16 protein-coding genes are annotated in these 17,529 nt (G+C 61.1%); 6 read left to right on the forward strand and 10 right to left on the reverse strand.

What is annotated here, in order from left to right; genetic code table 11:
* Positions 1 to 16: 16 nt before the first annotated feature.
* The 3 genes from hrpA (at position 17) to KI617_RS03725 (ending at position 5,727) form a co-directional block, all read left to right on the forward strand.
* The gene (gene hrpA, locus KI617_RS03715) at positions 17 to 4,114 is read left to right on the forward strand and encodes an ATP-dependent RNA helicase HrpA (protein WP_226450680.1); all 4,098 of its coding nucleotides are present in this window, start codon (positions 17 to 19) and stop codon (positions 4,112 to 4,114) included.
* A gap of 117 nt (positions 4,115 to 4,231) precedes the next feature.
* Complete coding sequence (locus KI617_RS03720) at positions 4,232 to 4,966, forward strand: EI24 domain-containing protein (RefSeq protein ID WP_226450681.1); 735 nt, start codon at positions 4,232 to 4,234, stop codon at positions 4,964 to 4,966.
* On the forward strand, positions 4,963 to 5,727 hold the full coding sequence (locus tag KI617_RS03725; RefSeq protein WP_226450682.1) for a competence/damage-inducible protein A: 765 nt from the start codon (positions 4,963 to 4,965) through the stop codon (positions 5,725 to 5,727). The genes KI617_RS03720 and KI617_RS03725 overlap by 4 nt, the downstream gene beginning before the upstream one ends.
* 96 nt (positions 5,728 to 5,823) lie before the next feature.
* Here KI617_RS03725 and KI617_RS03730 read toward each other — a convergent pair whose 3' ends face one another.
* Both KI617_RS03730 and KI617_RS03735 read right to left on the reverse strand, forming a co-directional pair.
* Complete coding sequence (locus tag KI617_RS03730; RefSeq protein WP_226450683.1) at positions 5,824 to 6,417, reverse strand: phasin family protein; 594 nt, start codon at positions 6,415 to 6,417, stop codon at positions 5,824 to 5,826.
* Positions 6,418 to 6,495: 78 nt separating this feature from the next.
* Positions 6,496 to 7,059 (reverse strand): phasin family protein, encoded by a 564-nt coding sequence (locus KI617_RS03735; RefSeq protein ID WP_226450684.1) that lies wholly within the window; start codon positions 7,057 to 7,059, stop codon positions 6,496 to 6,498.
* Between KI617_RS03735 and KI617_RS03740 the strand changes: the two genes are divergently transcribed.
* Entirely contained in the window at positions 7,058 to 7,219 is a 162-nt protein-coding gene (locus KI617_RS03740) for a hypothetical protein (protein WP_226450685.1), read from the forward strand. The two genes, KI617_RS03735 and KI617_RS03740, sit on opposite strands and share 2 nt — an antisense overlap.
* Before the next feature lie 73 nt (positions 7,220 to 7,292).
* Here the strand turns inward: KI617_RS03740 and lptA are convergent, their stop codons facing one another.
* The 4 genes from lptA to KI617_RS03760 are packed head-to-tail and all read right to left on the reverse strand — an operon-like array spanning position 7,293 to position 9,995.
* Positions 7,293 to 7,895: a lipopolysaccharide transport periplasmic protein LptA gene (gene lptA / locus KI617_RS03745; protein WP_226450686.1), complete on the reverse strand. Its 603-nt coding sequence runs from the start codon at positions 7,893 to 7,895 to the stop codon at positions 7,293 to 7,295.
* Positions 7,892 to 8,473, reverse strand: coding sequence for an LPS export ABC transporter periplasmic protein LptC (gene lptC / locus KI617_RS03750; protein ID WP_226450687.1), 582 nt, complete (start codon positions 8,471 to 8,473; stop codon positions 7,892 to 7,894). Before lptC ends, lptA begins: the two co-directional genes overlap by 4 nt.
* Positions 8,470 to 8,997, reverse strand: a complete 528-nt coding sequence (locus KI617_RS03755) for a KdsC family phosphatase (RefSeq protein ID WP_226450688.1) — start codon at positions 8,995 to 8,997, stop codon at positions 8,470 to 8,472. The genes lptC and KI617_RS03755 overlap by 4 nt, the downstream gene beginning before the upstream one ends.
* Positions 8,997 to 9,995, reverse strand: coding sequence for a KpsF/GutQ family sugar-phosphate isomerase (locus tag KI617_RS03760; RefSeq protein ID WP_226450689.1), 999 nt, complete (start codon positions 9,993 to 9,995; stop codon positions 8,997 to 8,999). The genes KI617_RS03755 and KI617_RS03760 overlap by 1 nt, the downstream gene beginning before the upstream one ends.
* A gap of 53 nt (positions 9,996 to 10,048) precedes the next feature.
* Here KI617_RS03760 and KI617_RS03765 point away from each other — a divergent pair, with 53 nt between their 5' ends.
* Positions 10,049 to 12,007, forward strand: coding sequence for a monovalent cation:proton antiporter family protein (locus KI617_RS03765; protein ID WP_226450690.1), 1,959 nt, complete (start codon positions 10,049 to 10,051; stop codon positions 12,005 to 12,007).
* A gap of 42 nt (positions 12,008 to 12,049) precedes the next feature.
* On the opposite strand, the gene KI617_RS03770 is transcribed toward KI617_RS03765, so the two are convergent.
* Positions 12,050 to 12,712 (reverse strand): type II secretion system protein, encoded by a 663-nt coding sequence (locus tag KI617_RS03770; protein WP_226450691.1) that lies wholly within the window; start codon positions 12,710 to 12,712, stop codon positions 12,050 to 12,052.
* Positions 12,713 to 12,842: 130 nt separating this feature from the next.
* Between KI617_RS03770 and KI617_RS03775 the strand changes: the two genes are divergently transcribed.
* Positions 12,843 to 14,525, forward strand: coding sequence for a histidine kinase (locus KI617_RS03775; protein ID WP_226450692.1), 1,683 nt, complete (start codon positions 12,843 to 12,845; stop codon positions 14,523 to 14,525).
* Here KI617_RS03775 and KI617_RS03780 read toward each other — a convergent pair.
* From KI617_RS03780 to KI617_RS03790, 3 genes are all read right to left on the reverse strand, one after another.
* The gene (locus tag KI617_RS03780; protein ID WP_226450693.1) at positions 14,503 to 15,792 is read right to left on the reverse strand and encodes an adenylate/guanylate cyclase domain-containing protein; all 1,290 of its coding nucleotides are present in this window, start codon (positions 15,790 to 15,792) and stop codon (positions 14,503 to 14,505) included. The two genes, KI617_RS03775 and KI617_RS03780, sit on opposite strands and share 23 nt — an antisense overlap.
* 82 nt (positions 15,793 to 15,874) lie before the next feature.
* Positions 15,875 to 16,609, reverse strand: coding sequence for a type II secretion system protein (locus tag KI617_RS03785; protein ID WP_226450694.1), 735 nt, complete (start codon positions 16,607 to 16,609; stop codon positions 15,875 to 15,877).
* Complete coding sequence (locus tag KI617_RS03790; RefSeq protein WP_226450695.1) at positions 16,600 to 17,529, reverse strand: hypothetical protein; 930 nt, start codon at positions 17,527 to 17,529, stop codon at positions 16,600 to 16,602. Before KI617_RS03790 ends, KI617_RS03785 begins: the two co-directional genes overlap by 10 nt.

Here is a 17,529-nt window from a genome sequence, read left to right on the forward strand (position 1 = left end):
AATATAATCCTGTCCCATGGCTCAATCCTTCAATAAGAACGCTCGTCCGCAGCGTGATGAAACCACTAGCATTACCCTGACAACTGATGCGCGCCGATTGCTCGGCCTGCGGCGCGAATTGCAGCGTGCAGCAGGAGAGCGGCGCGAAAAAATCGAGGCTGATTTGGCGGCTGCGCTGGCTCAGTCGCAGGCAGCCGTCGAGGCGCGGCGCGCCAAGTTGCCGAAGCCGGAATTCCAGGCTGATCTGCCGGTCAATGAACGCCGGGCCGACATTGCTGAACTGATTGCCAACAACCAGGTGGTGATCGTTTGCGGCGAAACCGGCTCAGGCAAGACGACGCAGTTGCCCAAGATTTGTCTCGATCTCGGCATTGGGTCGCGCGGGCTGATCGGCCATACCCAGCCGCGCCGGCTGGCCGCCCGTTCGGTAGCCACCCGGCTGGCACAGGAACTCAAGACGCAGGTCGGCGCCGGGGTGGGGGTCAAGATCCGCTTCCACGACAAATCGACTTCCGAGAGCTGGGTCAAGCTGATGACCGACGGCATCCTGCTCGCCGAGTCGCAGTCCGATCCGTATTTGAACGCCTACGAGGCGATCATCATCGACGAGGCGCACGAGCGCAGCCTGAACATCGATTTCCTGCTCGGCTACCTGAAGCAGTTGCTGCCCAAGCGCCCGGACCTGAAGCTGATCATCACTTCGGCGACCATCGACGCCGAGCGCTTCTCGCAGCACTTCAGCGCCCATGGCAAGCCGGCGCCGGTGATCGAGGTTTCCGGCCGGCTGTTCCCGGTCGAGGTGCGCTACCGGCCGGTCGAGGATATCGACAAGAAGGACGATGAGCGCGATCTGTACGACGCCATTGTCGATGCGGCCGATGAACTGTCGCGGCTGGGTAGTGGCGACATCCTGGTCTTCCTGCCCGGCGAGCGGGAAATCCGCGAGGCGGCGGAAGCGCTGCGCAAGCATGCGCTGGCCCGGCCGGGCTTGAGCAGCGCCCACGCGCCGGAAATCCTGCCGCTGTTCTCGCGCCTGTCGGCCGGCGATCAGGACCGCATCTTCAAGCCCTCGGGCGGCCAGCGGCGCATCGTGCTGGCGACCAACGTGGCCGAAACCTCGCTGACCGTGCCTGGCATCCGCTACGTGATCGACACCGGGCTGGCCCGGGTCAAGCGCTACTCCTACCGCAACAAGGTCGAGCAGTTGCAGGTCGAACCTATCTCACAGGCAGCGGCGCGGCAGCGGGCCGGTCGTTGCGGCCGGGTCGCCGCCGGCGTCTGTGTGCGGTTGTACGACGAGGCGGATTTCAACGCCCGCCCGCCCTTCACCGATCCGGAAATCCTGCGTTCCTCGCTGGCCGGCGTCATCCTGCGCATGAAGTCGCTGAAGCTGACCGACGTCGAGAGCTTCCCGTTCATCGAGCCGCCGCCGGCCAAGGCGATCAGCGACGGCTACGCGCTGTTGCAGGAACTCGGCGCGTTGGACGACGAGGATGGCCAGAGCAGCCGCCTGACCAAGGTCGGTGACGCGCTGGCCAAGCTGCCGCTCGATCCGCGCATCGGCCGCATGCTGGTTGCCGCTCGCGATCTAGGCTGCCTGAAGGAAGTGCTGATCATCGCAGCCGGCCTGTCCACGCAGGACCCGCGCGAAAGGCCGCAGGAGCGTCAGCAGGCTGCCGACGAAAAGCACAAGCTGTTCGCCGACGAGAAGTCCGAATTCCTCAGCTGGGTGAAGCTCTGGGCCTGGTTCCAGAATGCCGTCGAGCACAAGAAATCAAACAAGCAGCTGATCGACAATTGCCATGCCCATTTCCTGTCCTACCTGCGCCTGCGCGAATGGCGCGAGGTGCATGGGCAACTGCATGCGATGGTGGCGGAGTTGGGGTGGATCAAAAGCGGGGAAGATAGCTCCCTCGCCCCCGCCAAGGGGGAGAGGGCTGGGGAGAGGGGGGCTGCGCTTGATGCTAAGGTTGCCCCTCTAGCCCCTCTCCCCCAGCCCCTCTCCCCGCAGGCGGGGCGAGGGGAGTATTCCTACGATGCTATCCACATGGCCTTGCTCACCGGCCTGCTCGGCAACATCGGCTGCAAGTCGGATGAGTCCGGCTATTACCTCGGCGCGCGCGGTATCCGCTACCTGATTCACCCGTCGTCGCCGCTGCAGAAGAAGGCCGGCAAGTGGATCATGGCGGCCGAGATCACCGAGACGACACGCCTGTTCGGCCGCTGTGTGGCCCGCATCGAAGCGGACTGGATCGAGAAAGTGGGCGCTCACCTTATCAAACGCCAGTACTTCGATCCGCACTGGGAAAAGAAGTCGATGCAGGTCGCCGGCTGGGAGCGCACGACTCTCTATGGCATCGTGATCAACCCCAAGCGGCGCATCCATTACGGCCCGCTGGCCCCGGCCGAGGCGCGCGAAATCTTCATACGCCAGGGCCTGGTCGGCGAGGAAATCGACGAGAGCTTCGCCAAGCGCTGGCCCTTCTTTCAGCACAACCAGAAGCAGATCCGCGACATCGAGAAGATCGAGCACAAGCAGCGCCGCCAGGACGTGCTGGTCGACGACGAGCTGATCTTCGGCTTCTACGACCACATCATCCCCGAAGGCATCCACAACGGTGCCACCTTCGACCATTGGCGCAAGACCGCCGAGCAGGAAAACGCCAAGCTGCTGTTCCTGGCCAAGGACGATCTGATGCGCCACTCGGCGGCAGGGGTCACCACCGAGGCCTTCCCGCATCACATCAAGGTCGGTGGCGTCGAGTACGGGCTGAGCTACCATTTCGAGCCGGGCTCGCCGCGCGATGGCGTGACGCTGACGCTGCCGCTGGCGCAGTTGAACCAGATCCCGGTGCTGCGCATGGAATGGCTGGTGCCGGGACTGCTCAAGGAAAAGCTGGTCCAGCTGATCAAGACGCTGCCGCAGAAGATCCGCGCCAAGCTGGTGCCGGTGCCGGAATTCGTCGACGAGTTCATTGCCACCTCCGCCGGTAACGACAAGAAGATGAACCAGGGGCTGATCCCGCCGCTGATTGATTACATCCTCGAAGCGCGCGGCCTGAATGCCCGCGGCTGGGCGGTAACGCCGGACGCCTTCCGGCCCGATGCGCTGCCGCAGCATTTCTCGATGAACTACAAGCTGATCGACGAACACGGCCGCCAGCTCGACATGAACCGTAGTCTGCTGGCTTTGCGGGGCGAGTGGGGCAAGGAGGCCAAGGAAGAGTTTGCCGATCTGCACGAAACGCCTTCCGAATACACGCAACTGACCGACTGGACCTTCGGCGAACTGCCGGAGTTGATGGAAGTGCCTGTCGGCAAGCAGACGGTGATCGGCTATCCGGCGCTCTCCGATGAGGGTGAAACGGTCAGCCTGAAGGTTTTCGATTCGGCCGAGGAAGCTGCCGAGACGCATCGAAAGGGGCTGGCCCGCCTGTTCATGCTGCAGTTCAAGGAGCAGGTGAAATACTTCGACAAGAACGTGCCGGGCATGAGTCAGATGGGTATGCAGTACATGGCGCTGGGCAGCACCGACGAACTGAAGCGCCAACTGGTCGACCTGAGTTTCGAGCGCGCCTGCCTGACCGAGCCGTTGCCGACCACGCCGGAGGCCTTCAAGGCGCGCTGTGCCGAAGCCAAGGCCCGGCTGGGGCTGATCATGCAGGAGGTTTGCCGCATGGTTGGCACGGTGCTGACTGAATGGCAGGCGGTGACCAAGAAGCTGCCTGCTTTCAAGGCCCATGCCGCGGCGCTGGCCGACATCGAGGCGCAACTGAAGCGCCTGCTTGGCAAGAACTTCGTCGTTGATACGCCTTTCGAACGCCTGCAACATTACCCGCGTTACCTGAAGGCCATCGTCGTCCGCCTCGACAAGCTGAAGGCCAATCCGGCCCGCGATGCCCAGCTGATGGCCGAATACGGCACGCTATGGACCAACTACGAACGCCGCGCCATCCAGCTGGCCAAGCTGGGCACGCTGGATCCACAGATCGAGCAGTTCCGCTGGCTGCTGGAAGAGTTGCGCGTTGGTTTGTACGCTCAGGAGTTGCGGACGCCGGTGCCGGTTTCCACCAAGCGGCTGCAGAAACAATGGGAGGGGATCAAGAATGGGTAACTACCGTGGCGTCATTCCCGCGAAAGCGGGAATCCAGCGCAGCTCAAAGTCTTGGATTCCCCCCTGCGCCCCGCAGGAAGTGCCCTCGGGGTGCGCGGGAATGACGGAGTCCGCATCATGAATGAGGTCATGCTCTCCTTGGCGCGCACCTTCGCCAACCTGAAAAGCGGCAAGGTCTGGCTCTATGTGCTGACCCCGGCCTTGTTCTCGCTGCTGCTATCGGTCGGCTTGGCCATCTGGGCACTGGGCTGGGTGGTGCAGCAGATGATGGCCTACCCGCCGATGACCTTGCTCGTCGGCTGGGGGCTGGTCTGGCTGGCCCACATCCTGGCCTATCTGGGCGGCTGGATGGCCATCTTCGCCATTGCCTACCTGACGGCCTCGCTGCTGGCAGCCATCGTGATCATGCCGCTGATGCTCAAGCACCTGTCCGATACCGAATATCGTGATGTGGCAGCAATGGGCAAGGACAGCTTTGTCGCTGCGGCAATGAACAGCGTGCTTGCCTCGGTGATCTTCATCGTCGCTTGGTTGCTGACCATCCCGCTCTGGCTGATCCCCGGCTTCTCGCTGCTCATCCCGCTGCTGCTGATGGGCTGGCTGAATCGCCGCACCTTTGCCTACGATGCACTGTCGATGCACGCCACCGCAGGCGAATGGCAGGAAATCCGGACGCGGCAGAAAGCGCCGCTGTTCATGCTTGGCCTTACCATGGCGCTGCTCGCCCACGTGCCGGTCATCGGCCTGCTGGTGCCGGCGCTGGCCGCGCTATCATTCGTTCATTACGGGCTGGAAGCCCTGCGCCGCTCGCGGGGTGGCGCCATCGTGACCATTGAAGGAGAACGTGTATGAGCCGCACCTTTGGCGCCATCATCATCGGCGACGAGATTCTGTCGGGGAAACGGCAGGACAAGCACTTCGCCAAAATTGCCGAAATGCTCGGCCAGCGCGGCTTGCGCCTGAGCTGGGTCGAATATCTGGGCGATGACCGCGAGCGCCTCGCCGCTACCTTCAAACGCACAATGGCGGCCGGCGATGTGGTGTTTTCCTGTGGTGGCATCGGCAACACGCCGGATGACCACACGCGGCAGGCGGTGGCCGCAGCGCTTGGCGTCGATCTCGAACTGCACCCGGCAGGCTTCGAGGAACTGAAGGTCCGCTTCGCCGGTGAAGAGATCACCGACAAGCGCAAGTTGCTGGTCACCTTCCCGGCTGGTGTGCAGATCATCCCCAACCCGTTCAATCGCATTCCGGGTTTCATGGCCAACGACCATTACTTCGTGCCCGGCTTCCCGCAGATGGCGCACCCGATGATCGAATGGGCGCTCGATACCTTCTACAAGGATCAGTTCAAGGCAGTCGATGGCATGGTGGAAAAAGCCTTCCTGCTGACTGGCCCGACGGCCTACGAAAGCGCGCTGCTCGATCTGATGGAGCGCATCGTGGCTGATTACCCGACGTTGCGCCTGTTCTCGCTGCCGTCGCTGGTTGGCAAGGAGCGCAAGCACCTGGAGCTGGGGGTCGAAGGCTCTCCGGAACTGGTCGACAAGGCGATGGAAGAGATTCGCGTCGAGGTCGAGAAGCGCGGTATCACTTGGGTCTGGCGCCCGTGATATAACCGCCCTCACCAGAGGAAGGATGTAAAAAAACCGCGATTTTGTCGCGGTTTTTTTGTGGCCGTTGAGCGGCCGAAAGCAGAGGCGCCGGAATTACTTGGCGGTCGACTTCTTGGCAGCAGCAGCGGTTGCGCTGGTCTTGGCCGGTGCCTTGGTGGCAACTGCCTTGACGCCAGTTGCCTTGGTGGCGGACTGGACGTTGGCTTCGGCGATCTCGGCCAACTGGCGGGTCACCGAATTGAGGCTTTCGAAAGCCTGGGTCGAGGCATTGATCACAGAGTTCATGGCAGCGGCAAACACGTCGCCGCCAACCGGTGCAGCAGCGGTGGCCTTCTGGACGGCGCTGGTTGCATCCTTGGTCAGCTTGCCGTATTGGGCTTCGATCACCGAGGTCAGTTCTTTTTGCACATCGGTCGTCAGTTCATAGACGCTGCGCGAGTATTCGACCAGCTTTTCCAGGTTCGGCTGGGCCAGGTCGGCGTTGAGTTTGGCAACGGCGGCGGGGTCCTTGGCTGCCAGCAATTGCTGGGAGTTGGCGACGGAGTTGTTGAAGAATTCGCGGGATGCGGCGACGTTCAATGCGGTCAGGCGCTCGACGCTGTTGAAGGCGGTGCGCAGCAGGGCCAGCAGAACTTCAGCGTTGGCTTTTTGGGCGGCGGCCAGTTGTTCGATATTCGGGTTGCTCATCTTTTTCTCCTCGAGATTGGTGGGGACAGCGGATGAAACAAATACCCCCGCCGAAGCGGGGGTATGGGGTAAGGCGAATTACTTGCGCTTGGAAGCGGCGGTAGAGGCGCTGACAGCCTTGACGGTGGCGTTGGTGGCAGCAGCAACATTGGCTTCGGTGATTTCAGCAACTTGCTTGGCAGCCTTGTTCAGGTTGTCGAAAGCGGAGTTGGCAGCAGCGATGGCGCTCTTGACGGCAGCAACAGCAACGTCAGAACCGGCCGGGGCAGACTTGGCAGCCTTGTCCAGCAGATCAGCAACTTGCTTCTGGAAACCGCCGAATTGGGCTTCGATGCTCTTGGACAGTTCTTCCTGAGCCTGAGCGGATATTTCATAGACGCTACGCGAGTAGGCAACAGCCTTCTCGACGTTCGGCTGGGCCAGGGAAGCCTGGATGGACAGGGCTTCCTGGGCATCCTTGGCACCCATCAGGGCCTTGGCGCCGGAGACGGAATCTTCCAGAACGGAACGGGCGGTGTTCAGGTTCAGGGCAGCGATGCGCTCGGCGGAAGCCAGGGCAGCGTTGGCAACGGACAGCAGGGAATCAACGGTTGCCTTGTTGGCAGAGGCGAATTGTTCCGGGGTGGTGAAGTTGAAAGCCATGGGATATCTCCTGAATGAATTTGTGACGAACTGGGAAAAAACCGTTGCAGCGCGCTTTCATCAAGCAATGTTGCACCGCACCATGACCTTTATTATAGGGATGATTGTCATGTTGTCAACAATATTTTTGTGCAGTGCACAAAAATTAATTAAGCCATGAAAATCATGTGCTTGTCAGGTGCTGTGGGGCCTGTTCTGCTGCGGTTTTGCAGCAGTGCACGGCGCAAGATGCACTACTGGGGTGCGGTTTGCAAATCCAGCCCGCCAGAGCCCTTGAGCTCCAGGCGTTCGCCGCGGGTGGCCGGGCGTTGTGCTTCGCTATCCTTGTTCTTCGGTTGGATGACGGCGCGAACGCGGGGCGCCGGGCCTTTCGGGTCGCGGGTTTCGCCGGCGGTAACCAAATACTTTTCGCTAACGGCGTCGTACCAGATGTAGTCGCCCTTGACCTGGTCCTCGCCGCTCTTGACCCAGGCGCGGTGGAACAGTTCGGCGATTTCGCTGTTGGTGTTGTACTCGATGCGCTCTGCTTCGCCCTCGACGTACTCCTCCTTGCCTTCCCGCTTCTGCCTGAAAGTGGCGAGGCCTTTCTTGCCGCTGAAGGCGGTGCCCTTCTGGAAGCCGTACTGGTCTTCGGTGATGACGACGCGGTCGGCCTTCAGGACCATCGTCCCCTTGGTGATCACGACATCGCCTTCGAGGATCTGGATTTTCTTGGCGTCATCGATCGAGACGCGACTGGCTTCCAGCAGCATCGGCTTGTCGCGGTCGGCGCGCTCGGCGTGGGCGGGCAGCGTGGCGAACAGGCAAAGGGTGAGCGTGGCGAGGCGAATGATCATGGCGTGGCTCTGGGTCGGATGTATTGGCCTTTGACCTGCGATTGCAGAACGAAGGTGGAGTTGTTGTTGTCGATCTGGGCGCCAACGCCCGTCATCCATGACTGGCCCTGGGTAATCTCGACCGGGCTGTTGGTGAAGGCAAATCCGGCATCGGGCTGGGCGGTCAGGTCGGGCATCCGCGCCACCATTGCCAGGCGATCGGCGGCGCCGGCACGGGTGACGCTGACGTTATCCCAAAGATAGACGGTTTCGCCCTTTGAGGTGACTTTGGCGTGGTCGCCCTTGACGGTGATCGAGGGGGCGTCAGGACGGTAGCTGATCAGTGTTGGTGACTTGAGTTCCGACGAGTCGTCATCCGGGTAATGTTCGAGATAGGGGGCCGTCAGGCGATATTTGACCTGCCCGGTTTCGTCAAAACGACGAACCACGAAATTTTCGGCGATGGCATCCGGATCGTGGCGGAGCTTGCCGTTCGGTTTCCCGTTGCCGGCGTCGATCGTGCTCTGCAACCAGAAAGTCAGCCCGGCCAGGACGGCCAGCATGATGATCGGAAAGAGTTGGCTGGGCCAGTGCTTCATTGCGGATCGAGATAGGGCGCGAAAGCGGCGTCGAGCTTGCCCTGGGCGGCGAGGATGAATTCGACGGCTTCGCGCACGGCGCCATGTCCGCCAGCCGCTTCAGTGACGGCGTGGGCGCGTTCCTTGACGATGGGGCGGGCATTGGCCGGGGCAATGGCCAGGCCGCATTGGGCCATGGCCTTCAGGTCGATCAGGTCGTCGCCCATGAAGGCGAGTTCGGACCAGTGCATGCCGAGTTGTTCGAGCAGCTTGCCGGCCACGGTGCGCTTGTCGCCGACGCCATGGAAAACGTGTTCAATGCCGAGGTCTTTGGCGCGGCAGCTGACGACGTTGGAGGTGCGGCCCGTGATGATCGCCACTTCGATGCCGGCACGCTTCATCAGGACGATGCCGAGGCCATCCTGGACGTTGAAGGTTTTCAGTTCGTGACCGTCGTCGGTGTAGTGCAGGCCACCGTCGGTCATCACGCCGTCGATATCGAAAACGACCAGCTTGATGCGGGCGGCGCGGGCTTTGGTGTCCATCAGATGACCTTGGCAGTGAAGAGATCGTGCATGTTCAACGCGCCGATCAGGTGATTTTCAGCATCGACGACGAGCAGAGCGTTGATGCGCAGGCGTTCCATCATTTCGACGGCTTCGACGGCGAGGCGGTCGGGGCTGATCGTGCGCGGCTTCGGGTGCATGACCGAGGCGATGTCGCCCTGCTGCAGGTCGATGCGTTGTTCGAAAGCACGGCGCAGGTCGCCGTCGGTAAAGATGCCGAGGACGACATTGGCCGGATCGGTAATCGCGACCAGCCCGAGGCCGCCGCGCGACATGGCGATGATCGCATCGGTAATGGGCGTGGCTGGTGTTACGGCGGGAACCCTGTCGTCGGCGCGCATGACGTCGCGAACATGAGTCAGCAGGCGGCGGCCGAGCGAACCGCCGGGGTGCGAGCGGGCGAAGTCTTCCGGCCCGAAACCGCGGGCGTCGAGCAGGGCGACGGCGAGGGCATCGCCAAGTGCGAGCGCCGCCGTGGTGCTGGCGGTTGGCGCCAGATTGTGCGGGCAGGCTTCCTGTTCGACGCCAGCATCGAGGTGGATGTCGGCTTCGCGGGCCAGCGTCGAGGTCGCCACGCCGGTCATCGAGATGATCTTGGCGCCCTGGCGCTTGAGGGCGGGCAGGATGCTGAGCAGTTCGCCGGATTCGCCGGAGTTCGACAGGGCAAGCAGCACGTCATCGCGGGTGATCATGCCCAGATCGCCATGGCTGGCTTCGGCCGGATGGACGAAGTAGGCCGGGGTGCCTGTGCTGGCCATGGTGGCGGCGATCTTGCGGGCGATATGGCCGGACTTGCCCATGCCGCTGACGATCAGTCGTCCGTGGCTGCTGAGGATCAGCTCGACAGCATTGGCGAAATCACCGTTGATTCGGCTTTTAAGTGCCTCGACGGCGGCAGCCTCGATGCTCAGGGTCTGGCGACCCAGTTCCAGAGCGCGTTCCGGGGAAAAGCGATGGGGTGTAGGGCTTGGGTTCATGGGCTGGCTGCGGTTATGATGTTCCAAGTATACCTGAATCGCGAAAACGGCCCTTGAGCGCACTTTCCCTAGTCCTTCTGTTACTTGGCGCCTCGGTCCTGGCCGTGGTCATCTGCCGGCGCATCAATCTGCCACCGGTCCTCGGTTACCTGTTCGTCGGCAGCGTCATCGGGCCGCATGCGCTGAACCTGATGAACGACATGTATCGCGCCGAATATCTGGCCGAATTCGGTGTCGTTTTCCTGATGTTCTCGATTGGCCTCGAATTCTCGCTGCCCAAGCTGTATGCGATGAAGCGCATCGTTTTCGGCCTGGGCTTGTTGCAGGTTGTGCTTAGCATGGTGTTGATCGCCGGCCTGGTCATGCTGTTTGGTGTCAGTTGGCAGGTTTCCATTGCCCTTGGCGGCGTCTTTGCCATGTCATCGACTGCCGTGCTGACCAAGTTGCTGGCCGAGCGCATGCAGCTCGATTCGCCGCACGGCCGGGACATCATGGGGGTGCTGCTGTTTCAGGATTTGGCCGTGGTCCCCTTGCTGGTCATCATTCCGTCGCTGACCCAGCCGCCGGAAAAGCTGGCCATGTTGCTTGGCGTCGCGCTGATCAAGGCGATTGTCGTGCTCGCGATCATTCTCGTCTTTGGCCAACGCCTGATGCGCAAGTGGTTTCACTTCGTCGCCCGCGCCAAGTCGTCCGAAGTGTTCGTGCTCAACGTGCTGCTGATTACGCTAAGTCTTGCCACCATCACCGAGCTTGCTGGCCTTTCCCTGGCGCTTGGTGCTTTCGTCGCCGGCATGCTGATCTCGGAAACCGAATACAAGATGCAGGTGGAAGAGGACATCAAGCCCTTCCGTGATGTGCTGATGGGTCTCTTCTTCGTGACCATCGGCGTCAAGCTGGATATGCACATTCTGGTCGGCTTGTGGTGGCAGGTGCTGCTGGCTTTGGTCGCGCTGCTGGTCGTCAAGTCGCTGGTTGTCGGTCTGCTCTCCTGGCGGCTGGGCGCTTCCCCCGGGAACGCCATCCGTTCGGCCTTGTGGTTATGTGCCGGTGGTGAATTCGGTTTCGTGCTGCTCGGCGAAATTGTTCACCTGCCCCGCGAAATCCAGCAGATCGCCCTGACCGTGCTGGTCCTGTCGATGCTGATAGCGCCTTTCATCGTCCAGTACAGCGAGCGGCTCGTCATGCGCTTCGTGGCCAGTGAATGGTTGGTGCGTTCGATGCAACTGACCCGGATCGCTGCCCAGTCGATGGGGTCGGAAAAGCACGCCATTCTTTGCGGCTTCGGGCGAAATGGCCAGTATCTGGCGCGATTCCTGGCGCAAGAAGATATAAATTATGTCGCCCTCGACCTTGATCCTGATCGGGTCAGGGAGGCTGCGGCTGGTGGCGAAAACGTGGTTTACGGCGACGTCGGCCGCAAAGAGGCGCTGATGGCAGCCGGCTTGATGCGAGCCAGCGTGGTGATTGTCACTGTCAGTGATACGCCCTTGGCTGAAAAAGTGCTGCATCACGTTCAGGCGCTGCGTCCGGAGGTGCCGGTGGTTGTCCGTACGGCCGACGAACGCGACATGGAGCGCCTGACCCGGGCCGGCGCGGCCGAGGTCGTGCCGGAAACGCTGGAGGCCAGCCTGATGCTGGCTTCGCACGCGCTGGTGCTGGTCGGCATCCCGATCAACCGGGTGCTCAAGCGCGTCCGCCAGACCCGCTCAAAACGGTACAGCCTGCTGCGTGGCTACTACCGCGGCATGTCGGACCGCGATCATGATGAAGAGGACGAGCATCAGCCTCGCCTCCATTCGGTCTTGCTGGCATCCGGTTCATCCGCCATTGGGCGGACCCTGGATGCGTTGAATCTCGAAGCGCTGGGCTGCGAGGTCAGCGCCATCCGCCGGCGCGGCATCCGGGCCCTGGAGCCGGCGCCGGAAACCCGGCTGGAGGAAGGCGATGTCGTCGTCTTGCTGGGTGTTCCCGAGGCGGTGACAGCGGCCGAGGAAAGACTGCTGCAGAAATGAGAAAGCCCGCCGAAGCGGGCTTTCTCATTGGTCACTTTGCTATTAGAAAGTCATGCAAACGGTATAGCCTGTCGTGTCGAAATTGGCTGTCGTTGCTGCTATGGCTGCTGCCGGGGCTGCAACCGTCCCGCCAGTGACCAAGGCTCGCACTCGAAGCGACCCTGTCTCTGTGTTGTTATCGTCGATGGTGGCATCAAGCTGGCGCGCAAATTTTCCCAGAATGCCGCTGGAACAAAAAACGTAGGTTCCCGTCATGCCGGTAATCGGAATTTGCGAGGTGATCGCCCCGGTCAGGCCAATGCGCCCGCCTTCAACATTGATCGGATAGTACTCGGCCTGGGCCATATCGGTCGGTCCGGCCAGAAAATTGGTAAGACGAACGGCCCGCCAGTACTTTGCGGATTCATCGGTGGCTGTTTGGGAATTCCATTCACCGTCGATACGGCCGTTTCCGTTTCCGGCATCCGATGCAAGGCCACCGGGGAGATTGGTCTGGGCGCGAAGATCATCTCCCGGTACCGCACGGAAACGATCCTGATAACCATAGATTGCCAGTGAGGCATTCTTGAAATCATTCGCTAGATTTTTGACCTTCGCGCTGTTGATCAGCTCCTGCCCCTTCAGTACGCCGCCCATCAACAGGCCAATAATGACCAGAACGATGGCGATTTCGACCAGGGTGAAGCCTTTTTGGCTGTTTTTCATGGCATGCTCCGATAAATGTTTCTGGGCAGATATGTGCAAATTCCGTGCCTGTGACTTTGGGCGGGTATTTGCCAATTCTTGGTAATCAATCGATTGAATAGTGTCGAAAAATGAACAGGGTGTCTGAAAGATGAACGCCGGCGCTTCCGACAAATTGACAGTTCGGCTGGCGAATTGGCCGCACTTGCTGCTGGCCGCTCATTTGTTGATGCTGCACGCCCTGGCTTTTGGCGGCTGGCAGATCCCTGCAGTCAAACTGCTTTGGCTGGTGGCCTTGGGGCTTTTCCTGATCTGGCAGCCGTTTGTTGCCGGCGAGCAGCGGATCAGCCTGCGCCAGAGCGCCGTGCTGCTGGGGGCGGTGCTTGCTTCAACCCTGTTGCTGGGGCCGTGGCTGATGTTGATCTGGTGCGGCGCGCTGGCGGCTTCCATTGGCGGGCGGGGGTTGTGGGCCGAGAACCGGCGCGAGCGTTTCGGCTATCTGCTGGCCTTCGGTTATCTGATCGGGCTGACTGTGCTGGGGGTGGTGCCGGAGCTTTCGCCGGCGACCCTGATCGATCCTGACTTGCGCGGCTGGGTGGCTCGCCTGATGCCGGTGGCCCTGCCGGTGTTGTTGCTTTTTCCGGCCCGGGAGCCGCGGCGCCGCTCGGGAGAGGCTTTCGACCTGTTTTACGGGATGCTGGTCTTTCTCGTGCTGGCTGTTTTCGTGCTCGGTGCGCTGGCCAATATGCTGGTCAGCGGCGGCTCTTACATCGAGTCATTGTTCAAGACATCGATGGCCGTGGCTGGGGCGCTGCTGCTGGTGGCCTGGGCGTGGAATCCGCGGGCCGGTTTTTCGGGAATCGGCTCGGCGATTTCGCGTTACCTGCTGTCGCTGGGCATGCCGCTGGAACAATGGCTGATTCAGCTTTCCGAAGAAAGCGAGAGACACACCGAGCCGACGCGTTTTCTCGGTGCGGTCATGTCCCGCCTGGGGGCGTTGCCCTGGGTGCTCGGTGCCTCCTGGACGGCCGGTGAAATCGAGGGGCAGATGGGCGAGCAGGCGACGCATCGTCACACCTGCCAGGTCAATGATGTTGCCTTGTCGCTGCATTTTCGCCAGGCACCGTCGCCGGCCATGCGCTGGCATGTCGAGTGGTTATTGCGCCTGGTGATCGAGTTTTATCTGGTCAAGCGGCAAAGCGAGCAGTTGCAGCGCCTGGGCTATGTCCAGGCGATTCACGAAACCGGGGCGCGCGTTACCCACGACGTGAAGAATCTGTTGCAGTCCTTGCAGGCGCTTTGTTATGCCGCGACCCAGCCGGGCGATCCGGCCGAGGTGGCGGGTTTGCTTGGCCGGCAGTTGCCGCAGATCACCGATCGCCTGAAGGCGACCCTCGACAAATTGCAGTCGCCGCGGATGGAGGTGGTCGGCAGTGTAGCGGCGGATATCTGGTGGGCCAGACTGAAGGATCGCTATGCCCATGTGCCGGTCGAATGGTCTCAGCGCGGCGGTGCCGGCTGCATGGTGCCGCTGGGCTTGTTCGACAGTGTGGCGGAAAACCTGCTGCAGAATGCAATGGCCAAGCGCCAGCGCGAACCCGGCTTGAACATTGGCGTGGCCTTTGTCGATGGCAGCTTGAGCGTCAGCGATGATGGCTCGGCCATTGAGTCGCCGAGAGCCAAGGCCCTGCTCAACGAGCCTGTCAGTTCAGAGGATGGCCTTGGCATCGGGCTCTATCACGCCGCGCGTCAGGCCGAGGGGATGGGTTATCGCCTGTCTTTGGCCGAAAACAGGCCGGGGCGGGTGGCTTTCAAGCTCTCGCCAGGCGCTTAGATTCGTCCTGCGGGCCGATCAGGCGATAGACCGCGGTATTGCCTTTGCCCTTGAGGTGCAGCGTCAGGGGGGCGTCGAAGATAAAGTGCCCGGCCAGGCGATGGTAGGTGGTGGCGTCGAGCTGGATCATCCCCGGCGTGCCTTCGCTGGTGATGCGGCTGGCCAGATTGACGGTGTCGCCCCACAGGTCATAGATGAATTTTTTCTTGCCGACGACGCCGGCGACGACCGGACCGGTGCCGATGCCGATCCGCACATCGAGGTGCATGTCGTTGACCGTGAAGTCGCGATGCAGCAGGTCGCGCATGGCAATGGCCAGTTCGGCGATGGATTGCGTGTAGTTGTTTTGTTCGTTGTTCAGGCCGCCAGCCACCATATAGGCATCGCCGATGGTCTTGATTTTCTCCATGCCGTATTGCTCGGCCAGTTCGTCGAAAGACGAGAAAATCCGGTTGAGCATGGCGAACACCTGCTGCGGGGTCATGCCCTCGGCGATGCGGGTGAAATTGACGATATCGACAAACATCACCGTGACATCGGCAAAACCGTCAGCGATGGCCTGGCTGTCGTGCTTCAGTCGTTCCGCGATGGGGCCGGGCAGGATGTTGAGCAGTAGGCGTTCCGAACGATCCTGCTCATCCTGCAATAGCCGATGCGTTTCTTCGAGGCAGGCCTGCGCCTTGGCCTTTTCCTGCACGGCATAACGCAGGAGCAGATAAACGATGCTGGAAATGGCAGCGAAATTCAGCGCAAAGAAGAAGACGCTGGTTCTGGTCGACACCTTGGGGCTATTGCTGGCCAGGCTGTCGGCCAGGAAATAATCGAAAAATCCGGAGAGTGCCGTCAGGAATATGTAGGCGAAGAACCAGGCCAGCGATTCGCGGACGCCGAAGAAGAGCACCGCGCCGATTGGCGCCAGCAAACCCCACAGACTGGTGCCGCTGGCCGTGATGAAGTTGCCGATGCTCCACTGCACGGCAAAGGGGGCGAAAAGGAAAAGCGCCAGTTGCGTGTAGCGGAATAGATCGAAATTGCCGCTACGGAAGTAATAAAGCAGGTTGCCGACCAGAAGCAGTTGGAAAACGAAGGGAGCATTGGCCGAAAACTGCGGCCCCATCTGGCCGTACAGGAAAAGCCAGAGCATGGAACCGAGACAGACGAGGCCCGTGGCAAAAATCAGTAAGGATTTTTTCAGCCGCGTCTCGGCGTCATCATTCGGGTTGATGCCGGCGGTACGGAGAGACTGGAGGAAAGGCTGCTGGCTCACGACAGGACAGGGTCAGGCTCATAACGATTGCATGATGCAGTCTGGCAGTCGGGGGGGCGAAGGTCAATACGCCAGCATGCCCCTAAGGAAGGCGGCCGGCCGCGATCAGGCGGTTATAGAGGATGTTTGGCGAGAGCCAGATGACGAGATCGTCGAATTCGTTGGCGCCCGCCGGGGTCGGGGTGTGGGAAACGAATAGCCGGTCTGCATTGCCGTTGGCCTGCTCATCGGTGCTTGCCGGGGCGGCGGCACCATTTCTGCCGCGGGAATAGATGACGGCGACAGCGTTGTTCGCCAATGCGCTACCGGCCGCACAGCCTGCGCCGGCGCCACTGCCGGTAATCCCGACTGCAGTGCTGCAGATTTGCAGGTCTGCAGCAAGAGGCCCTCCTGCATTCCAGGCTGCCCTGATCTGGTTGGCGGTCGAAACCTGTGATGAAACGGCTTTGGTGATGGCGTAGCGTATTGGGTTGCTCCATCCGTCGAGGGCGTAACCTGTTTCGTTGGTCGGACTGATGCCAAGGGTTACCGCAGGGAGAAAGCCATCCCAGTTATCGTTACAGGAGCCTCCGCCGAGCGGTGATTCCACCCCTGTTGCTCCGCCAATGGCAGGACAGGGCAGGCGCCCGTTGGCCGCCACGTAGCCCAGCAAGGCATCGCGCGCATCGTTGAGCCGACGCTGGGTTTCCGAGCTTGCGATTGTCTCCATCTGCGCACTCACTGCCATCATCAGTCCTCCCGAAAGCAGGGCTACGATAACCAGCACGATAGCCAGCTCGACAAGGGAGAAGCCTCGGTTATGACTGCTCAGGGACATGGTGTTGTCGTGCAGGGGGTCACGTTCATGATTCTTGTGCCAAGACTTAATCGTGACGAGGTGGAGGAGAGATTGGTATAGCTGACGCTGGCGAACCATAGATTCGGGTTGGCTGCAGGAGAAAGCCACCCTAAGGTTTGCGCGTCGAACAGAAGGCTGTTCAGGCTTGTTCCAGTCGGAGGAAAGCTTCCGTTGTCATTGTAGTATCGCCTTAGGCCATTTTGCAGACCGAATGCCCCGCGAATTTCTGCAAGAACCCTGAAGGTCATGGCCTGAAATATTTCCTGCGATGTGATCGAAAGGACTTGGTCGTTGAAAGTTGCGTTTGGGCCGGTGCTGACGAACGCACTGCCACTGGCATTGCCCATATCCAGATAATTGGCGCGAGAAGGCGGAGAACCTGCGCTGGGGGTAGTTCGATTTTGCCCGGCAAGCGGCGTACCCGGTGCGATGATGATGGCCGCAGTGCTGTTGAGGATGCCGTCCAGTTGTAGTTGTCCTGTACTGACGCCGACGCTGCCGAGAGGAGGGACGCCGCGAAAGCCTGGGGAGAGGACATACCAAAGAGTCTCGCCCGAGGCGTCGCGCGGATTCGCTAAACCAAGCGTCCGCCAAGGAATTCGGCCAATCCGGAATACTGCGTTGGAGCAAGAACTAAGCGCGGTCCCTTCGTTCGCGCTGCCTATTGCAGCCGTGTCCTCGGGACAGGGCAGTCTTCCCGGTGTGGTGTTGTGGGTAACCGACCAGGCGATAAGTGCTTCCTTGGCCTGACGCAGGGTGATTTGGGTATTGGCATCCTGATCCAGTCGTTGCCTGGATGCATTGGTGGCCGACATTAGCAGGGTGGCTCCGATTCCCAGGGTCAAAAACAGGAATAAAAGCAGCGCAATTCCTGACTGCGAACGCTGGGTACGGAGCAT

Source organism: Ferribacterium limneticum (genome assembly GCF_020510625.1).
In the GTDB taxonomy this organism is placed as follows: Bacteria; Pseudomonadota; Gammaproteobacteria; order Burkholderiales; family Rhodocyclaceae; genus Azonexus; species Azonexus limneticus_A.

Coding starts and splice junctions, on each gene's coding strand:
- KI617_RS03775 (WP_226450692.1), top strand. CDS start 12,843: ATGAACGCCGGCGCTTCCGACAAATTGACAGTTCGGCTGGCGAATTGG.
- lptA (WP_226450686.1), bottom strand. CDS start 7,895: ATGATCATTCGCCTCGCCACGCTCACCCTTTGCCTGTTCGCCACGCTG.
- KI617_RS03725 (WP_226450682.1), top strand. CDS start 4,963: ATGAGCCGCACCTTTGGCGCCATCATCATCGGCGACGAGATTCTGTCG.
- KI617_RS03735 (WP_226450684.1), bottom strand. CDS start 7,059: ATGGCTTTCAACTTCACCACCCCGGAACAATTCGCCTCTGCCAACAAG.
- KI617_RS03790 (WP_226450695.1), bottom strand. CDS start 17,529: ATGCTCCGTACCCAGCGTTCGCAGTCAGGAATTGCGCTGCTTTTATTC.
- KI617_RS03730 (WP_226450683.1), bottom strand. CDS start 6,417: ATGAGCAACCCGAATATCGAACAACTGGCCGCCGCCCAAAAAGCCAAC.
- KI617_RS03755 (WP_226450688.1), bottom strand. CDS start 8,997: ATGGACACCAAAGCCCGCGCCGCCCGCATCAAGCTGGTCGTTTTCGAT.
- KI617_RS03720 (WP_226450681.1), top strand. CDS start 4,232: ATGAATGAGGTCATGCTCTCCTTGGCGCGCACCTTCGCCAACCTGAAA.
- hrpA (WP_226450680.1), top strand. CDS start 17: ATGGCTCAATCCTTCAATAAGAACGCTCGTCCGCAGCGTGATGAAACC.
- KI617_RS03770 (WP_226450691.1), bottom strand. CDS start 12,712: ATGAAAAACAGCCAAAAAGGCTTCACCCTGGTCGAAATCGCCATCGTT.
- lptC (WP_226450687.1), bottom strand. CDS start 8,473: ATGAAGCACTGGCCCAGCCAACTCTTTCCGATCATCATGCTGGCCGTC.
- KI617_RS03785 (WP_226450694.1), bottom strand. CDS start 16,609: ATGTCCCTGAGCAGTCATAACCGAGGCTTCTCCCTTGTCGAGCTGGCT.
- KI617_RS03740 (WP_226450685.1), top strand. CDS start 7,058: ATGGGATATCTCCTGAATGAATTTGTGACGAACTGGGAAAAAACCGTT.
- KI617_RS03760 (WP_226450689.1), bottom strand. CDS start 9,995: ATGAACCCAAGCCCTACACCCCATCGCTTTTCCCCGGAACGCGCTCTG.